Annotated in this window: 16 protein-coding genes and 4 tRNA genes; 9 read left to right on the top strand and 11 right to left on the bottom strand. The window is 56.9% G+C overall.

All coding sequences use genetic code 11. From position 1 onward, the window contains the following. Positions 1-52 precede the first annotated feature (52 nt). A complete protein-coding gene (ppsA, locus tag FJD38_RS03520) occupies positions 53-2,428 on the bottom strand; it encodes a phosphoenolpyruvate synthase (protein ID WP_122784589.1) in 2,376 nt (791 codons plus the stop codon). Between the two features lie 176 nt (positions 2,429-2,604). Between ppsA and ppsR the strand changes: the two genes are divergently transcribed. Beyond that, a complete protein-coding gene (gene ppsR, locus FJD38_RS03525; RefSeq protein WP_122784590.1) occupies positions 2,605-3,423 on the top strand; it encodes a posphoenolpyruvate synthetase regulatory kinase/phosphorylase PpsR in 819 nt (272 codons plus the stop codon). Between the two features lie 84 nt (positions 3,424-3,507). Here the strand turns inward: ppsR and prpD are convergent, their stop codons facing one another. The 6 genes from prpD to FJD38_RS03555 all read right to left on the bottom strand — a co-directional run bounded on the left by prpD (position 3,508) and on the right by FJD38_RS03555 (position 12,118). Beyond that, positions 3,508-4,992, bottom strand: a complete 1,485-nt coding sequence (gene prpD / locus FJD38_RS03530) for a 2-methylcitrate dehydratase (RefSeq protein WP_146383930.1) — start codon at positions 4,990-4,992, stop codon at positions 3,508-3,510. A 284-nt stretch (positions 4,993-5,276) separates the two neighbouring features. Further along, the gene (gene prpF, locus FJD38_RS03535) at positions 5,277-6,467 is read right to left on the bottom strand and encodes a 2-methylaconitate cis-trans isomerase PrpF (RefSeq protein WP_122784592.1); all 1,191 of its coding nucleotides are present in this window, start codon (positions 6,465-6,467) and stop codon (positions 5,277-5,279) included. 45 nt (positions 6,468-6,512) lie between these two features. Then, positions 6,513-9,104 carry a Fe/S-dependent 2-methylisocitrate dehydratase AcnD gene (gene acnD / locus FJD38_RS03540; protein ID WP_122784593.1) on the bottom strand — a complete coding sequence of 864 codons (2,592 nt, stop codon included), beginning with the start codon at positions 9,102-9,104 and terminating at the stop codon, positions 6,513-6,515. A 70-nt stretch (positions 9,105-9,174) separates the two neighbouring features. After that, positions 9,175-10,302 carry a bifunctional 2-methylcitrate synthase/citrate synthase gene (gene prpC / locus FJD38_RS03545; protein ID WP_146383932.1) on the bottom strand — a complete coding sequence of 376 codons (1,128 nt, stop codon included), beginning with the start codon at positions 10,300-10,302 and terminating at the stop codon, positions 9,175-9,177. A gap of 209 nt (positions 10,303-10,511) precedes the next feature. Then, complete coding sequence (gene prpB, locus FJD38_RS03550) at positions 10,512-11,399, bottom strand: methylisocitrate lyase (protein WP_122784595.1); 888 nt, start codon at positions 11,397-11,399, stop codon at positions 10,512-10,514. Beyond that, on the bottom strand, positions 11,396-12,118 hold the full coding sequence (locus FJD38_RS03555) for a GntR family transcriptional regulator (protein ID WP_122784596.1): 723 nt from the start codon (positions 12,116-12,118) through the stop codon (positions 11,396-11,398). Before FJD38_RS03555 ends, prpB begins: the two co-directional genes overlap by 4 nt. A gap of 283 nt (positions 12,119-12,401) precedes the next feature. Between FJD38_RS03555 and rloA the strand changes: the two genes are divergently transcribed. The 8 genes from rloA (at position 12,402) to FJD38_RS03595 (ending at position 21,918) form a co-directional block, all read left to right on the top strand. Next, positions 12,402-12,938, top strand: coding sequence for a retropepsin-like aspartic peptidase RloA (gene rloA / locus FJD38_RS03560; RefSeq protein ID WP_122784597.1), 537 nt, complete (start codon positions 12,402-12,404; stop codon positions 12,936-12,938). Positions 12,939-12,943: 5 nt separating this feature from the next. After that, complete coding sequence (gene rloB, locus FJD38_RS03565; RefSeq protein ID WP_122784598.1) at positions 12,944-14,476, top strand: osmotic stress tolerance membrane protein RloB; 1,533 nt, start codon at positions 12,944-12,946, stop codon at positions 14,474-14,476. Continuing rightward, a complete protein-coding gene (locus FJD38_RS03570) occupies positions 14,476-15,459 on the top strand; it encodes an alpha-L-glutamate ligase-like protein (RefSeq protein ID WP_122784599.1) in 984 nt (327 codons plus the stop codon). The genes rloB and FJD38_RS03570 overlap by 1 nt, the downstream gene beginning before the upstream one ends. 210 nt (positions 15,460-15,669) lie before the next feature. After that, complete coding sequence (gene pabB / locus FJD38_RS03575; RefSeq protein ID WP_146383934.1) at positions 15,670-17,013, top strand: aminodeoxychorismate synthase component I; 1,344 nt, start codon at positions 15,670-15,672, stop codon at positions 17,011-17,013. A gap of 69 nt (positions 17,014-17,082) precedes the next feature. After that, a complete protein-coding gene (locus tag FJD38_RS03580; RefSeq protein WP_146383935.1) occupies positions 17,083-17,817 on the top strand; it encodes a phosphoadenylyl-sulfate reductase in 735 nt (244 codons plus the stop codon). Between the two features lie 90 nt (positions 17,818-17,907). After that, positions 17,908-18,426, top strand: coding sequence for a sigma-70 family RNA polymerase sigma factor (locus tag FJD38_RS03585; protein ID WP_122784601.1), 519 nt, complete (start codon positions 17,908-17,910; stop codon positions 18,424-18,426). Continuing rightward, entirely contained in the window at positions 18,426-19,403 is a 978-nt protein-coding gene (locus FJD38_RS03590) for a FecR family protein (protein WP_146383937.1), read from the top strand. Before FJD38_RS03585 ends, FJD38_RS03590 begins: the two co-directional genes overlap by 1 nt. A gap of 76 nt (positions 19,404-19,479) precedes the next feature. After that, the gene (locus tag FJD38_RS03595; RefSeq protein ID WP_146383939.1) at positions 19,480-21,918 is read left to right on the top strand and encodes a TonB-dependent siderophore receptor; all 2,439 of its coding nucleotides are present in this window, start codon (positions 19,480-19,482) and stop codon (positions 21,916-21,918) included. 175 nt (positions 21,919-22,093) lie between these two features. Here FJD38_RS03595 and FJD38_RS03600 read toward each other — a convergent pair. From FJD38_RS03600 to FJD38_RS03615, 4 genes are all read right to left on the bottom strand, one after another. Beyond that, a tRNA-Asp gene (locus FJD38_RS03600) sits at positions 22,094-22,170 on the bottom strand. 19 nt (positions 22,171-22,189) lie between these two features. Next, positions 22,190-22,265: transfer RNA gene (locus FJD38_RS03605), tRNA-Val, on the bottom strand. A 218-nt stretch (positions 22,266-22,483) separates the two neighbouring features. Next, positions 22,484-22,560 (bottom strand) — tRNA-Asp (locus FJD38_RS03610). A 19-nt stretch (positions 22,561-22,579) separates the two neighbouring features. Beyond that, positions 22,580-22,655 (bottom strand) — tRNA-Val (locus FJD38_RS03615). Positions 22,656-22,733: the final 78 nt, after the last annotated feature.

The raw sequence follows: 22,733 nt of genomic DNA on the forward strand, positions 1-22,733 counted from the left end.
CTTATAAAGAGCAGGGAACGCCATCAGCGCCCCCCGCCCTTCTCTCAACGACTCAAGCTTGCGCCTGACCTTCTGCCAGGAAGAACCAGGTTTCCAGCACGGTATCGGGGTTCAACGACACGCTTTCAATGCCTTGATCCATCAGCCAGCGCGCCAGATCCGGGTGATCGGAAGGGCCCTGACCGCAAATACCGATGTACTTGCCAGCTTTGTTGCACGCCTGAATAGCATTGGACAGCAGCTTTTTAACCGCTGGGTTACGCTCATCAAACAAGTGCGCAATCACACCGGAGTCACGATCCAGGCCTAGCGTCAGCTGAGTCAGGTCGTTGGAGCCGATGGAGAAACCGTCGAAGAACTCCAGGAACTCTTCGGCCAGAATCGCGTTGGACGGCAGTTCACACATCATGATGATGCGCAGACCGTTCTCGCCGCGCTTGAGGCCGTTTTCGGCCAGCAAGTCGATCACCTGGCTCGCCTCACCCAACGTGCGCACGAACGGCACCATGATCTCGACGTTGGTGAAGCCCATCTCTTCACGCACGCGCTTGAGCGCGCGGCATTCAAGTTCGAAGCAATCACGGAAGTTTTCGCTGATGTAACGCGAAGCACCACGGAAGCCCAACATCGGGTTTTCCTCTTCCGGCTCGTACAATTTGCCGCCGATCAAGTTGGCGTACTCGTTGGACTTGAAGTCCGACAGGCGCACGATGACTTTTTTCGGGGTAAACGCAGCCGCCAGAGTGCTGATGCCTTCAACCAGTTTTTCGACGTAGAAACCAACCGGATCGTCGTAACCCGCGATACGTTTGTCGACGCTGTTCTTGATTTCCGGCGGCAGACCGTCGTAGTTCAGAAGCGCTTTAGGGTGCACACCGATCATGCGGTTGATGATGAATTCCAGACGAGCCAGGCCCACACCCGCGTTCGGTAGCTGCGCGAAGTCAAAGGCACGGTCTGGGTTGCCAACGTTCATCATGATTTTGAACGGCAGTTCCGGCATGGCGTCGACGGAGTTTTTCTTGATATCAAAGCCCAGTTCGCCTTCGAAGATAAACCCGGTGTCGCCTTCAGCGCAGGACACTGTCACACCCTGACCGTCTTTCAACAGTTGGGTGGCGTTGCCGCAACCGACAACGGCCGGAATACCCAGTTCACGGGCGATGATCGCCGCATGACAAGTGCGCCCGCCACGGTTGGTGACAATGGCACTGGCGCGCTTCATCACCGGTTCCCAGTCCGGGTCGGTCATGTCGGAAACCAGTACATCGCCCGGCTGCACTTTGTCCATTTCGGACACGTCTTTAATGATGCGCACTTTGCCCGCACCAATACGCTGGCCAATGGCGCGACCTTCAACCAGCACGGTGCCGGTTTCTTTGAGCAGGTAGCGCTCCATCACATTGCCGGCACTGCGGCTTTTCACGGTTTCAGGGCGCGCTTGAACGATGTACAGCTTGCCGTCATCGCCATCTTTGGCCCACTCGATGTCCATCGGGCACTTGTAGTGCTTTTCGATGATCATGGCTTGCTTGGCCAGTTCGCTGACTTCGGCGTCAGTGAGGCAGAAGCGCGCACGATCGGCCTGATCAACGTCGATCACCTTGACTGACTTGCCGGCGCTGGCTTCGGCGCCGTAAATCATCTTGATCGCTTTGCTGCCCAGGTTGCGGCGCAAAATGGCAGGACGACCCGCTTCCAGGGTTTGCTTGTGAACGTAGAACTCGTCCGGGTTTACCGCGCCTTGTACGACGGTTTCGCCCAGCCCGTAGGCGCCGGTGATGAACACTACATCACGAAAGCCCGACTCGGTGTCCAGGGTGAACATTACGCCGGCGGTGCCGGTTTCGGAGCGCACCATGCGCTGCACACCCGCCGACAGGGCGACCAGTTTGTGGTCAAAGCCCTGATGCACACGGTAGGAAATCGCCCGATCGTTGAACAAGGAGGCAAACACCTCTTTGGTCGCACGAATCACGTTTTCAACGCCACGGATGTTCAGAAAGGTTTCTTGCTGACCGGCGAAGGACGCGTCCGGCAAGTCTTCGGCCGTTGCCGACGAGCGTACAGCCACCGCCATATCAGGGTTGCCGTTGGACAAGGTAGCGAACGCCGTACGAATGGCTTCGTTAAGTTGCTCGGGGAACTCGGCTTCCATGATCCATTGACGGATCTGCGCGCCGGTTTTGGCCAATGCGTTGACGTCATCGACATCCAGCGCGTCGAGCGCCGCATGGATCTGATCGTTCAAGCCGCTCAGTTCAAGAAAATCACGGTAGGCCTGGGAGGTTGTGGCAAAACCACCGGGAACCGAAACACCAGCGCCTGCAAGATTGCTGATCATCTCGCCGAGGGATGCGTTCTTGCCCCCTACGTGCTCTACGTCATGGGCGCCGAGCTTATCGAGGGAAACTACGTACTCTACCAAGGTGATCTCTCCACTAACTGTGTTGGAAAAGCTCAGGGCGCTGAATGCTCATCTAGGGAGCATCGCAGCGATTGTGGCCTGGACCTGGAAAATAAGTGAAACTGCCTGTTATGTAGTGCAACAAAATCTTACCTATCATATCCAAGATTCGTCACCAGCTTAAGGCCCAAGCGCAAATGAAACGATCTGCTTTCTTTATCTCCGATGGAACCGGCATTACCGCCGAGACCTTGGGCCAGAGTTTGTTGGCACAATTTGAAAATGTGACCTTCAGCAAGTTCACCCGTCCGTACATCGACAACGCTGAAAAAGCGCGGGCAATGGTACAACAAATCAACAATGCCGCCGAAAAAGACGGGCTTCGGCCTATCATTTTCGACACGATCGTCAATCAGGACATCCGTGAGATCCTCGCAACTTCCAATGGTTTCATGATTGATATTTTCTCCAGCTTCCTTGCCCCGCTGGAGCAAGAACTGGCAGAACATTCTTCCTATTCAGTAGGCAAATCGCACTCCATCGGCCATAACTCCAACTACATGGAGCGTATCGAGGCGGTTAACTTTGCCCTCGACAATGACGACGGGGCACGTACGCATAAATACGACAAGGCCGATCTGATCCTGGTAGGTGTCTCACGCTGCGGTAAAACGCCAACCTGCCTTTATATGGCCATGCAATTCGGTATACGCGCGGCCAACTATCCGCTGACTGATGACGATATGGAAAGTCTCAAGCTTCCTCCGGCATTAAAGGCGCACAAGCACAAGTTGTTTGGCCTGACCATCGACCCTGATCGCTTGACCGCCATTCGCAACGAGCGCAAGCCCAATAGCCAATACTCCAGCTACGCCCAGTGCGAATTTGAAGTGCGCGAAGTTGAGCGCTTGTTCCAGCGTGAAAACATCCCGCATATCAACTCCACTCATTTCTCGGTCGAAGAAATCTCGGCCAAGATTCTGGTCGAAAAAGGTGTAGAGCGGCGTTTCAAATAAAGCGAGCTGCCAGCTTTTAGCCACAAGTTGGCAGTTGAAAACCAGATTGCGCACGCCTGTATGACGTGTCGCTTGCCGCTGTTTTCACTGCTCAAAGAGCCCTACAAACGTATGAACAGGCATCGCCTCAAGCCTTGCCTGATCCTTGCACAGCTCAAAAATCTCGGTGCAACGCTGCCCGACAAATCGTGTCGCCAGGTTGGCCTTGAACTTGGCCTCCAGCAATGGAATGCCTTGTGCCCGACGACGGCGATGGCCTATTGGGTATTGCACGACTACTTGCCCGGTGCAGGTGCCATCGGTGAAAAACACCTGAATGGCGTTGGCTATCGAGCGTTTATCCGCCTCCAGGTATTCACGGGTAAACCGAGGGTCTTCCACGATCTCCATCTTCTCGCGCAGCTCATCAATGATCGGATGTGCCGCATGAAACTCATCTTCGTAGTGTTCCGCCACCAGATTGCCAAACGCCAGTGGCACGGCAGTCATGTATTGAAGACAGTGATCACGGTCTGCCGCGTTGGCCAATTTGCCTTGCTTGGAAATGATTCGAATCGCTGATTCGTGGGTTGTAATTACTATTTTGGCGATTTCGTGCAGGCGATCCTTGACCTCCGGGTGTAAGGTCACGGCCGCCTCGCAGGCAGTTTGCGCATGAAATTCGGCCGGGAAGCTGATCTTGAACAGCACGTTTTCCATTACATAGGTGCCGTAAGGCTGCGACAAACTGAAGTGGCGCTGGTTTTCAGGCTTGAGCGCCAAATCCTTGTTGGTGTGACTGAACAGCACATCGTAAAAGCCCCACTGCGGTGCGGTGAGCACACCCGGCACGCCCATTTCGCCACGCATGGCAATGTCTGCCAGGCGCACGCCACGACTTGAAGCATCCCCTGCTGCCCAGGATTTACGCGACCCCGCATTCGGCGCATGGCGGTAGGTGCGCAGGGCTTGGCCATCAACAAAGGCATGGGACAACGCCGACAATAACTGCTCGCGGTTCCCGCCCATCAACTTGGCACAGACCGCGGTGGACGCGACTTTGACCAACAGCACATGATCAAGGCCTACACGGTTGAATGAGTTTTCGAGGGCAATTACCCCCTGAATCTCATGGGCCATGATCATCGCGTCAAGGACTGTCCGCACGGTCAGTGGTTTTTCGCCATTCGCCACACGTTTTTGTGAGAGGTGATCGGCCACCGCCAAAATACCGCCCAGATTGTCCGAGGGATGGCCCCACTCCGCCGCCAGCCACGTGTCGTTGTAATCCAGCCAGCGCACGATGCAGCCGATGTCCCACGCGGCTTTGACCGGGTCGAGGCGAAAGGAGGTACCGGGGACACGCGCCCCGAACGGCACCACGGTACCTGCCACAATGGGCCCCAAGTGCTTGGTGCATTCAGGAAAACGTAGCGCCAGCAAACCGCATCCCAATGTATCCATCAGGCAGTTACGGGCGGTGTCGAGGGCTTCGGGGGAAGTGATGGTGTAAGTCAGAACATAGTCGGCAATGTCCTGCAAAACCTGGTCATAGTCAGGACGGTTGTTGAGGTCGACGTTGGCGCTCATGGGGCAGTCTCCAGCAAGCATTATTGAAACGTGGGTTAATCCTCAGTCAGGTCGTTAACAGGCGGGTCTGGAGTGCCCGCTTAATATCAGTGTTGAAGCATTCCCTCACCCTAGCCCTCTCCCAGAGGGAGAGGGGACTAAAGGCAAAAGCAAATCGGCGCAATACCACCCATCAACCCCCTCTCCCTCTGGGAGAGGGGATTAAAGGCAAGAGCGAATCGGCGCAACACCACCCATCAGCCCCCTCTCCCTCTGGGAGAGGGTTGGGTGAAGGTTTTACGCCATCAAAACGAATCGCCGGGCACCCGCACCCAACCTTCCATCAAGACCCGCGCACTGCGGCTCATGATCGCTTTAGTGACCGTCCATTCACCGTTCACTCGCTGCGCTTGTGCACCCACGCGCAATGTCCCAGACGGATGCCCGAAACGCACGGCGCTGCGCGGTTCACCGCCCGCAGCAAGGTTGACCAGCGTGCCGGGAATCGCCGCCGCCGTACCAATGGCCACCGCCGCCGTGCCCATCATCGCGTGGTGCAACTTGCCCATCGACAACGCACGCACCAGCAGGTCAATGCTCTGCGCACTGACTGGCTTGCCGCTGGATGACACGTAATCCAAAGGCCCGGCAACAAACGCCACTTTCGGGGTGTGCTGACGCTTGGCGGCATCTTCAAGCCGGTCAATCAAACCCATGCGCAACGCACCGTGGGCGCGGATGTTTTCGAACATGGCCAGCGCTTTCGGGTCGCTGTTGATGTCGTTTTGCAGTTCAGCTCCGGTGTACCCCACATCCCGTGCATTGACGAAGATGGTTGGAATACCGGCATTGATCAGGGTCACGTTCAAGGTGCCCACGCCTGGCACTTCGAGGTCATCCACCAGATTGCCGGTCGGAAACATCGAACCGCCTGCCCCCTCTTCGTCCGCCGCCGGGTTCAGAAACTCAAGCTGCACTTCAGCGGCCGGAAAAGTCACGCCATCAAGCTCAAAGTCACCGGTTTCCTGAACCGCGCCATCGGTAATCGGCACATGAGCAATAATGGTTTTACTGATGTTGGCTTGCCAGATTCGCACCACAGCCGTGCCGTTATGCGGGATACGCGCCGGGTCCACCAGACCGCTGCTAATGGCAAACGAACCGACCGCTGCCGAGAGGTTTCCGCAGTTGCCGCTCCAGTCCACAAACGGCTTGTCGATGGCGACCTGCCCAAACAGGTAGTCCACATCGTGATCCGCATGGGCACTTTTGCTAACGATCACGGTTTTGCTGGTGCTGGAGGTCGCCGCACCCATGCCGTCGATCTGCTTTTCATACGGGTCGGGGCTGCCGATGACGCGCATCAGCAAGGCATCGCGGGCGGCACCCGGCACCTGAGCAACAGCCGGCAAATCGAGCAGGCTGAAAAAAACGCCTTTGCTGGTGCCGCCACGCATATAGGTGGCGGGGATTTTAATTTGTGCTGCGTAGGCCATAAAAAAATCCTTTATAGGCCGGGGCACTTGGCCCCGGCACTGCAATTAAGCCGTGGCCGATTCCAGGAAGTCCTGAGCAAAGCGTTGCAACACGCCACCGGCTTCATAGATCGACACTTCTTCAGCTGTATCCAGGCGGCACGTCACCGGCACCTCGACGCGTTCACCGTTTTTACGGGTAATCACCAGCGTCAGCGTGGCACGTGGCGTGCGCTCACCAATAACATCGTAGGTTTCGCTGCCGTCTATTTGCAGCGTTTTACGGTCAGTGCCCGGCATGAACTCCAGCGGCAACACACCCATGCCCACCAAGTTGGTGCGGTGAATGCGCTCGAAACCTTCGGCGGCGATAGCTTCCACACCGGCCAGACGCACGCCTTTGGCCGCCCAGTCGCGGGACGAGCCTTGCCCATAGTCGGCACCGGCAATGATGATCAGCGGCTGTTTGCGATCCATGTAGGTCTCGATGGCCTCCCACATACGCACCACTTGGCCTTCCGGCTCCAGGCGGGTCAGAGAACCCTGCTTGACCTTGCCGTCTTCGATGACCATTTCATTGAACAATTTGGGGTTGGCAAAGGTCGCACGCTGGGCCGTCAGGTGATCGCCCCGATGCGTCGCGTATGAGTTGAAGTCGACCTCGGGCAGGCCCATTTTCGCCAGGTACTCACCAGCCGCACTGTCGAGCATGATCGCGTTGGACGGCGACAAATGGTCAGTGGTGATGTTGTCCGGCAACACCGCCAGCGGGCGCATGCCTTTGAGCGGACGCGCACCGGCCAAGGCGCCTTCCCAATAAGGCGGACGACGGATATAGGTACTTTGTGGGCGCCAGTCGTACAGCGGCTCAACTTTGGGGCCGGTGTCTTCGTGAATCGCAAACATCGGGATATAGACCTGACGGAACTGCTCAGGCTTAACGGCTGCCTTAACCACGGCGTCGATTTCTTCGTCGCTCGGCCAGATGTCCTTCAGACGGATTTCATTGCCATGAGCATCGAGTCCCAACACGTCTTTTTCGATATCGAAACGGATGGTGCCGGCGATAGCATAGGCCACGACCAATGGCGGCGAAGCCAAAAAGGCCTGTTTGGCATAAGGGTGGATACGGCCGTCAAAGTTGCGATTACCCGACAGCACCGCAGTGGCGTAAAGGTCGCGGTCGATGATTTCCTGCTGAATCTTCGGGTCCAGCGCCCCCGACATGCCATTGCAGGTGGTGCAGGCAAACCCGACGACACCAAAGCCTAACTGCTCCAGCTCATCGGTCAGCCCCGCCTCGTCCAGGTACAGGGCCACGGTTTTCGAACCCGGCGCCAGCGACGATTTAACCCACGGCTTGCGGGCTAACCCCAGTTTGTTGGCGTTACGGGCGATCAAACCGGCGGCAATCACGTTACGCGGGTTACTGGTGTTGGTGCAGCTGGTGATGGCCGCGATGATCACGGCGCCATCCGGCATTTGCCCCGGCACATTGTCCCACTGACCGGCAATGCCCTTGGCTGCCAGATCGCTGGTGGCTACACGGGCGTGAGGGTTGCTCGGGCCGGCCATGTTGCGCACCACGGATGACAGATCAAAGCTCAGGTTGCGCTCGTATTGCGCGCCCTTGAGGCTGTCGCCCCACAGGCCACTGACCTTGGCATAATTTTCGACCAGTTGAACTTGCTGGTCTTCGCGGCCCGTGAGCTTGAGGTAATCGATGGTTTGTTGGTCGATATAGAACATTGCCGCTGTGGCGCCGTATTCCGGGGCCATGTTGGAAATGGTCGCACGGTCGCCCAATGTCAGGGCCGCAGCGCCTTCGCCATAGAACTCGAGCCAGGCACCGACAACTTTTTGTTTGCGCAGAAACTCGGTCAGCGCCAGGACCATGTCCGTCGCGGTAATACCCGGTTGCAGCTTGCCGGTCAGCTCTACGCCAACAATTTCTGGCAGGCGCATCCATGAGGCCCGACCGAGCATCACGCTTTCGGCCTCAAGACCACCGACGCCAATGGCTATCACACCCAGCGAATCGACGTGGGGGGTGTGACTGTCGGTGCCCACGCAGGTGTCGGGGAAGGCCACACCGTCACGCACTTGAATCACCGGGGACATTTTCTCCAGGTTGATCTGGTGCATGATGCCGTTGCCGGGCGGGATCACGTCGACGTTTTTAAAGGCCTTTTTGGTCCACTCGATAAAGTGAAAGCGGTCTTCGTTGCGACGGTCTTCGATGGCGCGGTTTTTTTCAAACGCCTCGGGATCATTCCCGCCACATTCCACAGCCAGCGAGTGATCGACGATCAGTTGGGTCGGTACCACCGGGTTCACTTGTGCCGGGTCGCCGCCTTGCTGCGCGATGGCATCGCGCAGACCCGCGAGGTCAACCAGCGCGGTTTGCCCCAGAATGTCGTGACACACCACGCGGGCCGGAAACCACGGAAAGTCGAGGTCGCGCTTGCGTTCAATCAACTGGCTCAACGAGGCATTCAGGGTCGCGGGGTCACAGCGCCGCACCAGGTTTTCGGCCAGCACGCGGGAGGTATAAGGAAGCGTGTCATAAGCCCCGGGCTTGATCGCATCGACTGCCGCGCGGGTGTCGAAATAATCCAGGCGGGTGCCCGGTAGTGTTTTGCGAAATTCAGTGTTCATGGCGTAGGGCTCGATCACGGTTAGGTCTGAGGGCGCACCGCCGTTGAGGCGTGACGAGGCGCCCTGCTGGTCAGCGACGTTCGATTAGTACGAACTTGCGCTGTTCGACGCCGGTGTATTCGGCGCTCGGGCGGATGATGCGATTGTTGGCTCGTTGCTCGAACACGTGGGCAGCCCAACCTGTCAGGCGTGAGCACACGAATATAGGGGTGAACAACTTGGTCGGAATACCCATGAAGTGGTACGCCGAGGCATGGTAGAAGTCGGCATTCGGGAACAATTTTTTCTGTTCCCACATGGTTTTATCAATGGCCTCGGACACCGGAAACAACACCGTGTCACCGACTTGATCAGCCAGCTTTTTCGACCATTGCTTGATCACTTCATTACGCGGATCACTGTCCTTATAGATGGCATGACCAAAGCCCATGATCTTGTCTTTGCGCGCCAGCATGCCGAGGGTGCCCTGAACGGCGTCTTCTGCCGAACCGAAACGCTCGATCATTTCCATCGCCGCTTCGTTGGCACCACCATGCAGCGGGCCGCGCAGCGAGCCGATCGCCGCCGTAATGCATGAGTACAGGTCAGACAGGGTCGATGCACAGACACGCGCAGTGAACGTGGAGGCGTTGAACTCATGCTCTGCATAAAGGATGAGTGACACGTTCATCACTTTGACGTGCAACTCACTCGGCTTTTTACCGTGCAGCAAGTGCAGGAAGTGGCCACCAATCGAGTCTTCGTCGCTCAAGCAGCTAATGCGCTTGCCATCGTGGCTGAAGCGATACCAGTAGCACATGATCGCCGGGAAGGTAGCCAGCAGGCGGTTGGTCTTGTCCAGTTGCTCGGAGAAGTCTTTCTCTGGCTCCAGGTTGCCCAGGAACGAACAACCGGTACGCATCACATCCATCGGATGCGCGTCAGCAGGAATGCGCTCCAGTACTTCTTTCAACGCCTGGGGCAAATCACGCAGGGTTTTGAGCTTGGCCGTGTAGTCAGCCAGCTCGGCCTTGGTAGGCAGTTCGCCGTACAGCAGCAGGTAAGCCACTTCTTCAAACTGGGCATCGGCTGCCAGCTCACGGACGTCATACCCTCGATAAGTGAGCCCGGCGCCTTCCTGACCTACGGTCGACAGCGCCGTTTGACCGGCCACCTGGCCGCGTAATCCGGCACCACTCAATACTTTTGCTTCGGCCATTGCGCTCTCCAATCTTGAATTTGTTAGGGATAAGGCAAATTTTTGTAGTTCGTAGCAGTTGACGAGCTTTGCGAGGCTACGTCCGAGCGCGCAGCGGTCGCAAGCCAGACAACGTGTTCATTCAGGCATAGTGAATCTTACGGTTTTACGACTGCTTCGCAGCCGGACGTAGCCTCGCAAAGCTCGTCAACTGCTACGAGAAAGACAAGTTATTTCTTCCCGGCAAATACCGCGTCGAGCTTTTGCTCGAATGCGTGGTAGTTGATGGCGTCGTACAGTTCCATGCGGGTTTGCATGGTGTCGATGACGTTTTGCTGAGTGCCGTCGCGTCGGATCGCGCCGTAGACGTTTTCCGCCGCTTTGTTCATGGCACGGAACGCCGACAACGGGTACAGCGCCAACGATACGTCGGCGCTGGCCAATTGCTCGGTGGTGTACAACGGCGTCGCGCCGAACTCGGTGATATTGGCCAGAATTGGCGCCTTCACCCGGTTGGCGAACAGTTTGTACATCTCAAGCTCAGTGATGGCTTCAGGGAACACCATGTCTGCGCCCGCTTCCACACACGCCGCCGCACGCTCAAGCGCCGACTCCAGACCTTCCACCGCCAGCGCATCGGTGCGCGCCATGATCACAAAGCTGTCATCAGTGCGTGCATCCACCGCAGCCTTGATGCGGTCGACCATTTCTTGCAGCGAGACGATTTCTTTATTCGGACGATGACCGCAGCGCTTGGCGCCCACCTGGTCTTCAATGTGAATCGCCGCCGCGCCGAACTTGATCATCGATTTGACGGTGCGCGACACGTTGAAAAACGAGGAGCCAAAACCAGTGTCCACGTCGACCAGCAGTGGCAGGTCGCACACGTCGGTAATGCGTCGAACATCGGTCAGTACATCATCAAGACCGGTGATGCCCAGATCCGGCACGCCCAAAGACCCCGCCGCCACCCCGCCACCCGACAGGTAAATCGCCTTGAAGCCGGCGCGCTTGGCTAAAAGCGCATGGTTGGCGTTGATCGCGCCGACCACTTGAAGGGGATGTTCACTGGCGACTGCATCACGGAAACGTTGGCCTGGACTGTTTTTATTACTCATGACTCACCTCGTGGAGTGGCTGTCTGCTGGGCGCTGTCTTGGTAATGACGCGCAATATTGCGTTTAGAAGCACCTATGTGGCGGCGCATCAATAACTCGGCCAGTTCACCGTCGCGATCGGCAATGGCATCGAGAATGCGGTGATGCTCGGCAAACGCCTGATGCGGGCGGTTGGGCGTGGTCGAGAACTGGATGCGGTACATGCGCACCAGTTGATACAACTCGCCGCAGAGCATTTGGGTCAGCGTGCGGTTGCCGCTGCCTTGAATAATCTTGTAATGAAAATCGAAGTCCCCTTCCTGCTGGTAGTAACCGACACCCGCTCGAAACGCCTCATCGCGCTCATGGGTTTCGAGCACGCGGCGCAACTCGGCAATGTCTTCGTCGCTCATGCGCTCGGCGGCCAGGCGGCACGCCATGCCTTCAAGGGACTCACGGATTTCGTACAGTTCGATCAGCTCGGCGTGGCTCAAGGACACAACTCGCGCGCCAACGTGGGGGACGCGAACCAGCAGGCGCTGCCCTTCTAGCCGGTGAATGGCTTCGCGTAGCGGGCCTCGGCTGATGCCATAGGTACGCGCAAGTTCGGGTTCTGAGATTTTGCTGCCGGGGGCAATTTCGCCTTTGACAATAGCGGCCTGAATACGCCGAAAGACGTTCTCGGAGAGGGTTTCCGAATCGTCCTGAACGTTCAGCTCAGAATCCAGTGCTTGCAGCATATTGTCGACACCTTGAAAATCAATAACGCCAAAACTAGCGATTAAGGCGGTAATAGTCAAAGCATAAATAGATATTGTCGACAATCCAATCGTTCGACCTTAGTTGTATCGACAAGCCCCACGTGCCCCGCAAGCCGCCTCAACGCTGGCGCCATAAAACCATCATGCTAGAATGCCGGCCGCATCCGCCCTGACCTTCTTTATAGAGGGCAGCCGCACGAGGACACTTGCGCTCCTGCCAGTCGCCTTGAACTGAAGATTGCAAGAGACCACGCCCCGATTTATGAAATTTCTCACCCTGCCGACCCTTCTTTCCCTGCTGTGCGTATCGGGCTTGAGCCTAGGTGGCGAAAAGACCGTATACGGCCTCAACGAATACGCCGAACTGGCGGGCATCGACCTGCAAGTAGCCGCCAAACTCGACACAGGCGCTAAAACCGCCTCACTCAGCGCACGCGACATCAAACGCTTCAAGCGCGATGGCGAGAGCTGGGTACGCTTTTATCTGGCCATCGATGACGCCCACTCGCACCCCATAGAACGCCCGCTGGCCCGCGTCAGCAAGATCAAGCGCCGCTCAGGTGACTATGACCCGCAAGCCGACAAAAACTACACGTCGCGCCCGGTGATCAATCTGGAAATTTGTATGGGCAAAGCTTTACGTACGATAGAAGTGAACTTGACTGACAGAAGTGCGTTCCAATACCCGCTGCTGATCGGCTCCGAGGCGCTTAAACGCTTTGATGCGCTGGTCGACCCAAGTCTTAAATATGCTGCTGGCAAACCTGCCTGTGTCGCCAACGCTCAAACCGCAGAGTAATTGAAATGCGTGCGCTAACCCTTCACTTGAAAATCTTGATCACCATCCTGGTGGTACTCGGGATTTCGATCACTGCTTACCAGATTTTCGCCCTCGGCATTCCTGTGACCGAAGACGCTACCGACGACCTGTGGAACATCGATGCCAAGGTCGAGTTCGTCGCCAGCTCAAAAGATCCGGTCAAGGTTCAAATGTTCGTGCCGCCGCTTAACCGCGACTACGTGAGCCTCAATGAAAGCTTTATCTCCAATAATTACGGAGTGAGCGTTAACCGGGTAGATGGCAACCGCAAAGTCACCTGGTCCGCTCGCCGGGTCAGTGGCAAGCAAACCCTGTATTACCGCCTGGTGCTGACTAAGCGCTACTCGGGCGACAAAACCAAGGTCAAAGGTCCCGTCTTTCGTGACAGCATCGCTGTCGAGGGCCCTGAAAAAATCGCCGCCGAAGCGTTGTTGGCACCGATTCGCCAGCACTCGGCCGATGTTGAAACCTTTATCAGCGAGACCATCAAACGGGTCAACAACCCCAGCGATGACAACGTAAAACTGCTGCTGGCGGGCGACCCTTCCACCGCACATAAAGCTCAAGTCATTGAGTTGCTGCTGTCGATTGCCCACGTGCCGATGGAAAAAGTGCACACCATCCGCCTGGTCGCCGATCAGCCTCAAACCCCAGAGCTGTGGCTGCGCAGCTTCAACGGTAACGACTGGCTGTATTTCAACCCGGAAACCGGCGAACAAGGCCTGCCGGCTGACCGCTTGCTGTGGTGGACAGGCGATGAGCCAATGGTCACTGTGGATGGCGGCAAGAAAGCCAACGTGACGTTCAGCCTGAGCAACAGCGAAATGAACGCCATTCGCCTGGCCAAGCTGACCGACGAGAACACGGACGCCAACTTCCTTGAATACTCGCTGTATGGCTTGCCGCTGCAAACCCAGCAAACGTTCATGATCATGGTCATGATCCCGATCGGCGTGTTGGTGATTCTGGTGTTGCGCAACCTGATCGGCCTGCAAACCCTGGGCACGTTCACCCCGGTGCTGATTGCATTGGCGTTCCGCGAAACCCAACTGGAGTTTGGCATCATCCTGTTTACGGTGATAACGGCGCTCGGGTTGATGTTGCGGTCTTATCTTGAGCACTTGAAGCTGCAGATGCTGCCTCGACTTTCAGTCGTGCTGACCTTCGTGGTGATACTAATCGCCGCCATCAGCCTGTTCAGCCACAAGCTGGGCCTTGAACGCGGGCTCTCTGTCGCTCTGTTCCCAATGGTGATTTTGACCATGACCATTGAGCGTCTGTCGATCACGTGGGAAGAGCGCGGTGGCGGACACGCCATGAAAGTCGCCATCGGCACCCTGTTTGCCGCCACCTTGGCGTATCTGGTCATGAGCATCCCGGAACTGGTGTACTTCGTGTTCACGTTCCCGGCCGTGCTGCTTATTCTCGTGGGCTTTATGTTGGCCATGGGTCGTTATCGCGGCTACCGCCTGACCGAGCTGGTGCGCTTCAAAGCCTTTCTGAAGGCTGACTCCTGATGTTTGGCCTCTGGAAGACATGGAAGGCCCTGGAAGCCCGGGGCATCATGGGCATCAACCGGCGCAATGCGGACTACGTACTCAAGTACAACAAACGCAGTCTGTACCCGATTGTGGATGACAAGATCATCACCAAAGAACGCGCCCTCGAAGCCGGCATTCACGTGCCGGAGATGTACGGCGTGATCTCCACCGAGAAAGGCATCGAGAAACTCGACGACATCATCGGGGGCCGGACCGACTTCGTGATCAAGCCGGCGCAAGGCGCTGGCGGCGACGGCATTCTGGTCATTGCCGATCGCTTCGAAGACCGCTTTCGAACGGTGTCGGGCAAGATCATCAGCCACGAAGAAATCGAACATCAAATTTCGAGCATTTTGACCGGCCTCTATTCCTTGGGCGGCCACCGTGACCGTGCGCTGATCGAGTACCGGGTGATTCCGGACCAGATCTTCAAAAGCATCAGCTACGAAGGCGTGCCGGATATTCGCATCATTGTGCTGATGGGCTACCCGGTGATGGCCATGTTGCGCTTGCCCACCCGCCAATCGGGCGGCAAAGCCAATTTGCACCAGGGCGCAATCGGTGTGGGCGTCGACCTGGCCACAGGCCTGACCCTGCGCGGTACATGGCTGAACAACATCATCAGCAAGCACCCTGACACCACCAACGCAGTAGACGGCGTGCAACTGCCCAACTGGGACGGCTTCATGAAGCTGGCGGCGGGCTGCTATGAATTGTGCGGTCTTGGCTATATTGGCGTAGACATGGTGCTCGATCAGGAGAAAGGCCCGCTGATTCTGGAACTCAACGCGCGTCCCGGCCTGAACATCCAGATTGCCAACGACTGTGGCCTGACGCTGCGCACTCACGCCGTCGAAGCCCACCTTGAAGAACTGGCTGCAAAAGGCATCAAGGAAACCCCGGAAGAGCGCGTGCGCTTTGCTCAGGAGTTGTTTGGGCATATCCACCCGAAAGACTGACACTAAAAACCGTAGCAGCTGCCGAAGGCTGCGTCCGACGACGCAGTCGTCGCAAAATCAGATGCTGCGGTGTATCAGTTAAACTCTGCTCTCAGGTTTTACGATCGCTTCGCAATCGAACGCCGCCTTCGGCAGCTGCTACGGGATTAGCGTTGCCCTGGCACTCAGGACTACAATCCGCCCCCCGCTCCGATGGCTGATCTGCCTCACATGTTGACCTGCTCCGTACACCCGCTGCCCTACTGCGCCAACCCTGCCGATTATTTTGCAGCCATTCGCCATGCATCCGGCGCTGTGCTGCTGGACAGCGGCCGGCCCACTGCCGACCGTGGCCGTTATGATCTGATGAGTGCCTGGCCGCTCGAAGAACTGGCCGTACGCCCGCAGGAGTCAGGGCGCGATTTTCTGCAACGCTTGCGCGACAGCCTCAAGCACCTCGGCAATGCCACGCTGCCGACCGGGCTCGAACTGCCCTTTGCGGGCGGCTTGATCGGCTACCTGAGCTACGATTTCGGCCGTCAACTGGAGCAGTTGCCCGCGCACTCACATGACGATGTGCACCTGCCCGACGCACAACTGGGCCTATATGCCTGGGCACTGATCAGCGACCATCACGCGGCCACCAGCCAATTGGTATTTCACCCCAGCGTTGAGATGACTGAGCGCGAACGCCTGACGCTCCTGTTCAGCCAGCCAGCAGCCGCGCACCACCGCCCTTTTTCATTGAAACAACCCATGCAGGCCGATATCAGTGCCCACCACTACGAGCAAGCGCTGACGCAGATCCATCACTACATCAAGGCGGGCGACTGCTACCAAGTCAACTACACCCAGCGCTTCAGTGCCCCCTGCGAGGGTGACGCATGGGCGGCATACCGTGCTCTGCGCAAGGCATGCCCGACGCCGTTTTCCGGGTTTATAAGCCTGACTGGCGACGACGCGATCTTGAGCCTGTCGCCTGAGCGCTTTGTTCGTGTCAGCCACAATCAAGTTGAAACCCGCCCGATCAAAGGCACCCGCCCGCGAGGCAAAGACAGCGCCGAAGATGCTGCCAACGCAGCCGAGCTTCTGGCTAGCCCCAAGGATCGTGCAGAAAACTTAATGATTGTTGATTTGCTGCGCAATGATCTGGGACGCACCTGCCGTACGGGCTCAGTCAAAGTGCCAGAGTTGTTTAACCTCGAAAGCTATCCCAACGTTCATCACTTGGTGAGCAGCGTTACCGGGGAACTGGCGGACGGCAAGGATGCTCTGGACCTGATCGGCGACAGCTTTCCCGGCGGCTCGATTACCGGTGCCCCGAAAATCCGCGCCATGCAGATCATCGACGAACTGGAACCCACACGGCGCAGCATCTACTGCGGCTCCTTGTTGTATCTGGATGTGCGCGGCGAAATGGACAGCTCTATCGCTATCCGTACCGTGCTGGTCAAGGATGGCCATGCACGCTGCTGGGGCGGCGGCGGCATTGTGGCCGACTCCCACTGGCAAGACGAATATCAGGAATCCATCACTAAGGTGAAGGTATTGCTCGATACGCTGCGAACCCTGTAGCCCGCGGTTTTTGCTAACATCTCGCCCACTAGAGAGCGCCCAGCGCCATTCACTGTAGGAAGCCGCCTGATGAGCCATCCGTTCGACGTCGCACAGACCGCCGCGACATACGCCAGCAAATCACCGCAAGACATTCTTAAACTCGCCTTTGAACACTTCGGCGACGAACTCTGGATCTCCTTTAGCGGCGCCGAAGACGTGGTGCTGGTGGACATGGCCTGGAAGATCAATAAAAACGTCAAGGTGTTCAGCCTCGACACCGGTCGCCTGCACCCTGAGACCTATCGTTTTATTGACCAAGTGCGCGAGCACTACAACATCCAGATTGAGCTGATCTCACCGGATCACACCAAACTGGAACCGTTCGTCAAAGAAAAAGGCCTGTTCAGCTTCTACAAGGACGGTCACGGCGAGTGCTGCGGCATCCGCAAAATCGCACCGCTGCGTCGCAAGTTGTCGACGGTCAAAGCCTGGGCAACCGGCCAGCGTCGCGACCAGAGCCCAGGCACTCGCAGCCAGGTCGCCGCACTGGAAATCGACGGCGCATTCTCCACACCCGAGCGCCCCCTGTACAAATTCAACCCACTGGCTCAAATGACCAGCGAGGAAGTCTGGGGTTACATCCGCATGCTGGAACTGCCTTATAACAGCCTGCACGAACGGGGATTCATCAGCATTGGCTGCGAACCTTGCACCCGCCCGGTATTGCCCAACCAGCACGAGCGCGAGGGGCGTTGGTGGTGGGAAGAAGCCACGCAAAAGGAATGTGGGCTGCACGCTGGCAACCTGATCGCCAAAAACTAGTAGCCAGCATCCCGCTCGCACGACTTGCGTTTACCTGACACTTTCGTTGAGAATTGGTAATTATTCTCAATAACGTTTGAGTCACACCTTATGTCCTCGGGCGAACCTGCGTTTCAGTCTGCCATTTCAGCGCTCTACAGCGAGCACCACAGCTGGCTGTTTGGCTGGCTGCGACGCAAGCTGGGCTGCGCACACAATGCCGCCGATCTGGCACAAGACACCTTCGCCCGGATACTTAATGCTCGCGAATCAGTCGCGACCCTGCGTGAACCCCGCGCATTTTTGAGCACCACCGCGCGGCGCCTGATCATCGATCAGTCTCGACGCAAAAAAATTGAAAACGCCTACCTTCAAGAGCTGGCACTTACAGCCCAAGCCCTTGAAGGCTTCCAGTCTCCCGAGCAAATTCTGACCACCCTCGAAGCACTCGAACAGATCGCGTTTATTCTCGAAGGGATGCACGAAAAGGCACGACAGGCTTTCGTGCTGTATTACCTGGACGGCATGACCCAGTGCGAGATCGCCCGCCAACTGGGCCTTTCTGACCGTACAGTGCGCAAGTATCTGATTCAGGCCTTGTTGCATTGCAGCCATAGCCTGGACACGTAATGCCCTCTTCACAGCCAACCATTGATGAAGAAGCTGCAGAGTGGATCCTTCGTCTGCACGAAGAAGGTTTCAGCGAACCATTGCGTCTTGAGTTCGACCGCTGGCAGCAACAAAGCCCTAAGCATCAGGCTGCAGCCTTGCGCATGCAGCATGTGATCAACCGTTTACAGGCGCTGCGCGGGCAGTCAGCACCGGCCAAGGCGGCACTGAACGCAGCGTTCAGCACCAAGAAACCCTATAAGTACACACTGAGGGCACTTCTATTAGCGTTTGCACTGGCATTACCGCTGACCCTGCTGATGCGCAGCCACTACCCCGAGCAGTGGATGGCCGACATCAGCACCGGCCCCAATGACTGGAAAACCTTGCGCTTGCCTGACAACTCCACGATTACCCTCAGCGGCACCAGCGCAGTCAATCTGCACTTCGATGGCACCTTGCGACGCATCGACTTGTTGCAGGGCGAAATACTGATTGAAGTGGCGCACGACAACACCCGGCCTTTTATCGTGCACACCGAACAGGGCAGCATGCGCGCTCTAGGCACACGTTTTGTGGTCAAACACTTGCCGGACACTACTGTGCTAAGCATGCTGCAATCGCGTGTCGCGGCACAAAGCGCCGACGAACAACGCACATTGGAAGTGGGCGCAGGCTCACAAGCGCTGATCCGCCGCAACGCTGTCGAACTCGCAGGTGACATTGACCCGGCCAGCATTAACAAGGCCTGGCTGCACCACCAACTGGTGGTGGAAAACCAGCCGCTGCCACACGTTCTGGATGAGATTTCACGCCATCGACGTGGCCATATTCAGTTTGACCGTGCCGCACTTTCCGACTTGCGTGTGTCCGCCGTATTACCGCTGGACGATACCGACAGAGCCCTGCAACTGGTCGCAGACACCCTGTCGTTGACTATTCATACCTACACACCGTGGCTCACTGTGGTCAGCCAAAAGTCGCCACCTAAAAAATAATAATTCGCATTCGTTCCGCTTTTTTCGCGTCAGCCGTCAAGGAAGGTACAAAGACCCATCAAGGATTGCGCTCTTCATGTTGACCTCCCCCCTCCTCCGCAGACGCTTTAATCCCGACTCCTGCAAACCACTGACCCTGGTCATTCACATGGCTATTGTTTCGACTGCCAGTGTACTGAGCCCTGCATACGCCCAGGCACAATCCAGCATGGCCGTGCAAACCTATGACATTCCTGCCGGGCCTTTGAGCAGCGCGATCAACCGCTTTGCGCAACAGGCCGGGGTCGCCATTATCGTGCCGTCCAACACCCTTCAAGATCTGACGACGCCCGGCCTGCATGGCACGTACAGCGAGCAAGGCGGCTTCGAAGCACTGTTGCGCGGTACCGGTTTTACCGCTGTCAACACGCCCAATGGCTACCGGCTCGATCCATTGCCTGTGGCCGGCGCATTGGAATTAGGCGCAACCGAGGTCAGCGCCAATCAGTTGGGGACAATTACCGAAGGTACAGGCTCCTACACACCTGGCAGTATCGCCACGGCGACGCGGATGGTGCTGACACCGCGCGAAACCCCGCAGTCCATCTCGGTGGTCACGCGCCAGGCAATGGACGACTTCGGCCTCAACTCGATTGATGATGTGATGCGCCACACCCCTGGGATTACCGTAGCCACCTATGACAGCGACCGCACCAGCTACTATTCCCGTGGTTTTGCGATCAAAAACTTCCAATACGATGGCATCCCGATACTGCAAGACGCGCAATATTCTGCTGGGCACACCCTGACCGACACTGCGATTTATGACCGGGTTGAAGTTATCAAGGGTGCCACAGGCTTGCTCACTGGCGCGGGCGGGCCGGGCGGGACGATCAATATGGTGCGCAAAAAACCGACCCGCGAGTTCAAGGCTCACGTGGATCTTGGGGCCGGTTCCTGGGACAACTACCGCTCGGAAATCGATGTCAGCGGCCCGCTGACAGAAAGTGGCAATGTGCGCGGCCGCGCGGTTGCGGCGTATCAGGACAAGCACTCGTTCATGGATCACTACTCGCGCGACAGCGAGGTTTACTACGGCATTCTTGAGATCGACCTGACCCCTGACACGCTGCTGACCCTGGGCGCCGACTATCAGGACAACAACCCAAAAGGTTCCAGCTGGTCAGGCAGCGCCTCGTTGTTCAACTCCGCAGGTGAACGCATCAGCACCCCGCGCTCCTTCAATAACGGCACTAAATGGAGCAGCTGGAAGCAATACACGCGCACCGTGTTCTCCACCCTGGAACACAACTTCGAAAACGGCTGGGTCGTCAAAGGCCAGTACAACCATCAAATCAATGGCTATAACGCCCCCTTGGGGGCCTTGCTCGACCCGGATGTAACCACCGGCCTGGCCCCTATTCTCGCCCGCAAATATACCGGCGAATACGTCAGCGACAGCGGCGATCTGTTTGCCACGGGGCCGTTCAGCTTGCTGGGACGTGAACATGAATTAGTGATTGGCGCTTCGGTGGCCAAATCTCACTGGACGGGCAAGGATTACACCAACGCCAAGATGGTCGACAACGCCTATGACTACTACAACTGGAAAGGCGACGCGCTTGAGCCAGACTGGGGCGCAGTCACGTCTTACAACGATGAAACCACGCGCCAGACCGGCACCTATATGACCGGGCGCTTTAGCCTGACAGACGACTTGACCCTATTGCTGGGAACCCGGGTTGCCGATTACACCCTGACCGGCACCAGCCAGGCCAAAGACACCGGCAAAGTGCTGCCTTATGCCGGGGTTATTTACGATCTCACCGAGAATATTTCTGCCTACGCCAGCTATACGGAAATTTTCCTGCCGCAATCCTATTACCGTGATCGCGACAACAAGATGCTTGAGCCCGATGAAGGCACGAACTATGAGCTGGGTTTAAAAGGTGAATTCTATGACGGTCGTCTGAATTCAAGCCTTGCGTACTTTGAAGTACACCAAGATAACCGACCAGAGGCAGACACTTCTTACAACGGCAACCCGACCAACCCCGACATTGAATACGCCTACAAAGGCATCAAAGCCACAACCAAGGGCTACGAAGCTGAAATATCGGGTGAGCTACTGCCCGGCTGGCAGCTGCAAGCGGGCTATACGCACAAAGTCAGCCGTGATCAAAGCGGTAAAAAGGTCTCGACCTGGGAGCCCGAGGATCAAATCAATCTGTACACGAGCTACAAATTGACGGGTGATCTCGACAAATTGACCTTGGGCGGCGGCGTGCGCTGGCAGAGCACAGGCTGGCAAGTGCTGACCAACTGGAACAAAGGTGGCACCCAAGAAAAGTTTTCCCAAGATCCCTACTGGCTGGTTGATTTGATGGCGCGCTACCAGATTTCGAAAAACCTGTCGGCCACCGTCAACCTTAACAACGTGTTCGACAAATCGTATTACACCAATATCGGCTTTTACAACTCGTCGTACTACGGTGATCCACGCAATGTGATGGTGAGCACACGCTGGGATTTCTGAAAATTCACCTGGAGACGCTGCCGAAGGCTTCAAAGCAGTCGTCGGCGCTCTCCGGGAGCAACCCTTCGCAGCGACTACAGATTGCCCACATATAAAACACACGCGCACAAAAAAGCCTGCACAAGGCAGGCTTTATTGCGTGTCACAAGCGTTCAAGGGGCTTGTGACTCTAATATGGCGCAGCGGACGGGACTCGAACCCGCGACCCCCGGCGTGACAGGCCGGTATTCTAACCGACTGAACTACCGCTGCGCGTAACATTGAAAGCGAATGGTGGGTGATGACGGGATCGAACCGCCGACCCTCTGCTTGTAAGGCAGATGCTCTCCCAGCTGAGCTAATCACCCTTTCACTTCACTCTCGATGCGGGGCGCATTCTCTCACACTTTTTGTGTAAGTGGTTGTTTTATTTGAGTTTTTTTTCAAAACTCTCTAAAACTACCGTTTCCAACGCCCCACTCTTTGATTCCGCAGCGAACTGCAGAATCGAAGCCTTTCAGGAAAAAGCCTGCATTCAGCGGGCTTCCCCAACCACAAGCGTTCAAGGGGCTTGTGGTAACAAAAATGGCGCAGCGGACGGGACTCGAACCCGCGACCCCCGGCGTGACAGGCCGGTATTCTAACCGACTGAACTACCGCTGCGCGTAACACTGTGAGCGAATGGTGGGTGATGACGGGATCGAACCGCCGACCCTCTGCTTGTAAGGCAGATGCTCTCCCAGCTGAGCTAATCACCCTTTCACTCTCGGTGTGGCGCGCATTCTACGTAGCGACCTATAGTCTGGCAAGCACTTTTTAAAATAATTTTTCTAACG

This window comes from Pseudomonas saxonica (assembly GCF_007858365.1).
In the GTDB taxonomy this organism is placed as follows: Bacteria; Pseudomonadota; Gammaproteobacteria; order Pseudomonadales; family Pseudomonadaceae; genus Aquipseudomonas; species Aquipseudomonas saxonica.

Bases quoted from the DNA above. Each gene is read 5' to 3' on its own strand.
- ppsR (WP_122784590.1), top strand. From the start codon at position 2,605: ATGAAACGATCTGCTTTCTTTATCTCCGATGGAACCGGCATTACCGCC.
- prpD (WP_146383930.1), bottom strand. From the start codon at position 4,992: ATGAGCGCCAACGTCGACCTCAACAACCGTCCTGACTATGACCAGGTT.
- prpF (WP_122784592.1), bottom strand. From the start codon at position 6,467: ATGGCCTACGCAGCACAAATTAAAATCCCCGCCACCTATATGCGTGGC.
- acnD (WP_122784593.1), bottom strand. From the start codon at position 9,104: ATGAACACTGAATTTCGCAAAACACTACCGGGCACCCGCCTGGATTAT.
- prpC (WP_146383932.1), bottom strand. From the start codon at position 10,302: ATGGCCGAAGCAAAAGTATTGAGTGGTGCCGGATTACGCGGCCAGGTG.
- prpB (WP_122784595.1), bottom strand. From the start codon at position 11,399: ATGAGTAATAAAAACAGTCCAGGCCAACGTTTCCGTGATGCAGTCGCC.
- FJD38_RS03555 (WP_122784596.1), bottom strand. From the start codon at position 12,118: ATGCTGCAAGCACTGGATTCTGAGCTGAACGTTCAGGACGATTCGGAA.
- rloA (WP_122784597.1), top strand. From the start codon at position 12,402: ATGAAATTTCTCACCCTGCCGACCCTTCTTTCCCTGCTGTGCGTATCG.
- rloB (WP_122784598.1), top strand. From the start codon at position 12,944: ATGCGTGCGCTAACCCTTCACTTGAAAATCTTGATCACCATCCTGGTG.
- FJD38_RS03570 (WP_122784599.1), top strand. From the start codon at position 14,476: ATGTTTGGCCTCTGGAAGACATGGAAGGCCCTGGAAGCCCGGGGCATC.
- pabB (WP_146383934.1), top strand. From the start codon at position 15,670: ATGTTGACCTGCTCCGTACACCCGCTGCCCTACTGCGCCAACCCTGCC.
- FJD38_RS03580 (WP_146383935.1), top strand. From the start codon at position 17,083: ATGAGCCATCCGTTCGACGTCGCACAGACCGCCGCGACATACGCCAGC.
- FJD38_RS03585 (WP_122784601.1), top strand. From the start codon at position 17,908: ATGTCCTCGGGCGAACCTGCGTTTCAGTCTGCCATTTCAGCGCTCTAC.
- FJD38_RS03590 (WP_146383937.1), top strand. From the start codon at position 18,426: ATGCCCTCTTCACAGCCAACCATTGATGAAGAAGCTGCAGAGTGGATC.
- FJD38_RS03595 (WP_146383939.1), top strand. From the start codon at position 19,480: ATGTTGACCTCCCCCCTCCTCCGCAGACGCTTTAATCCCGACTCCTGC.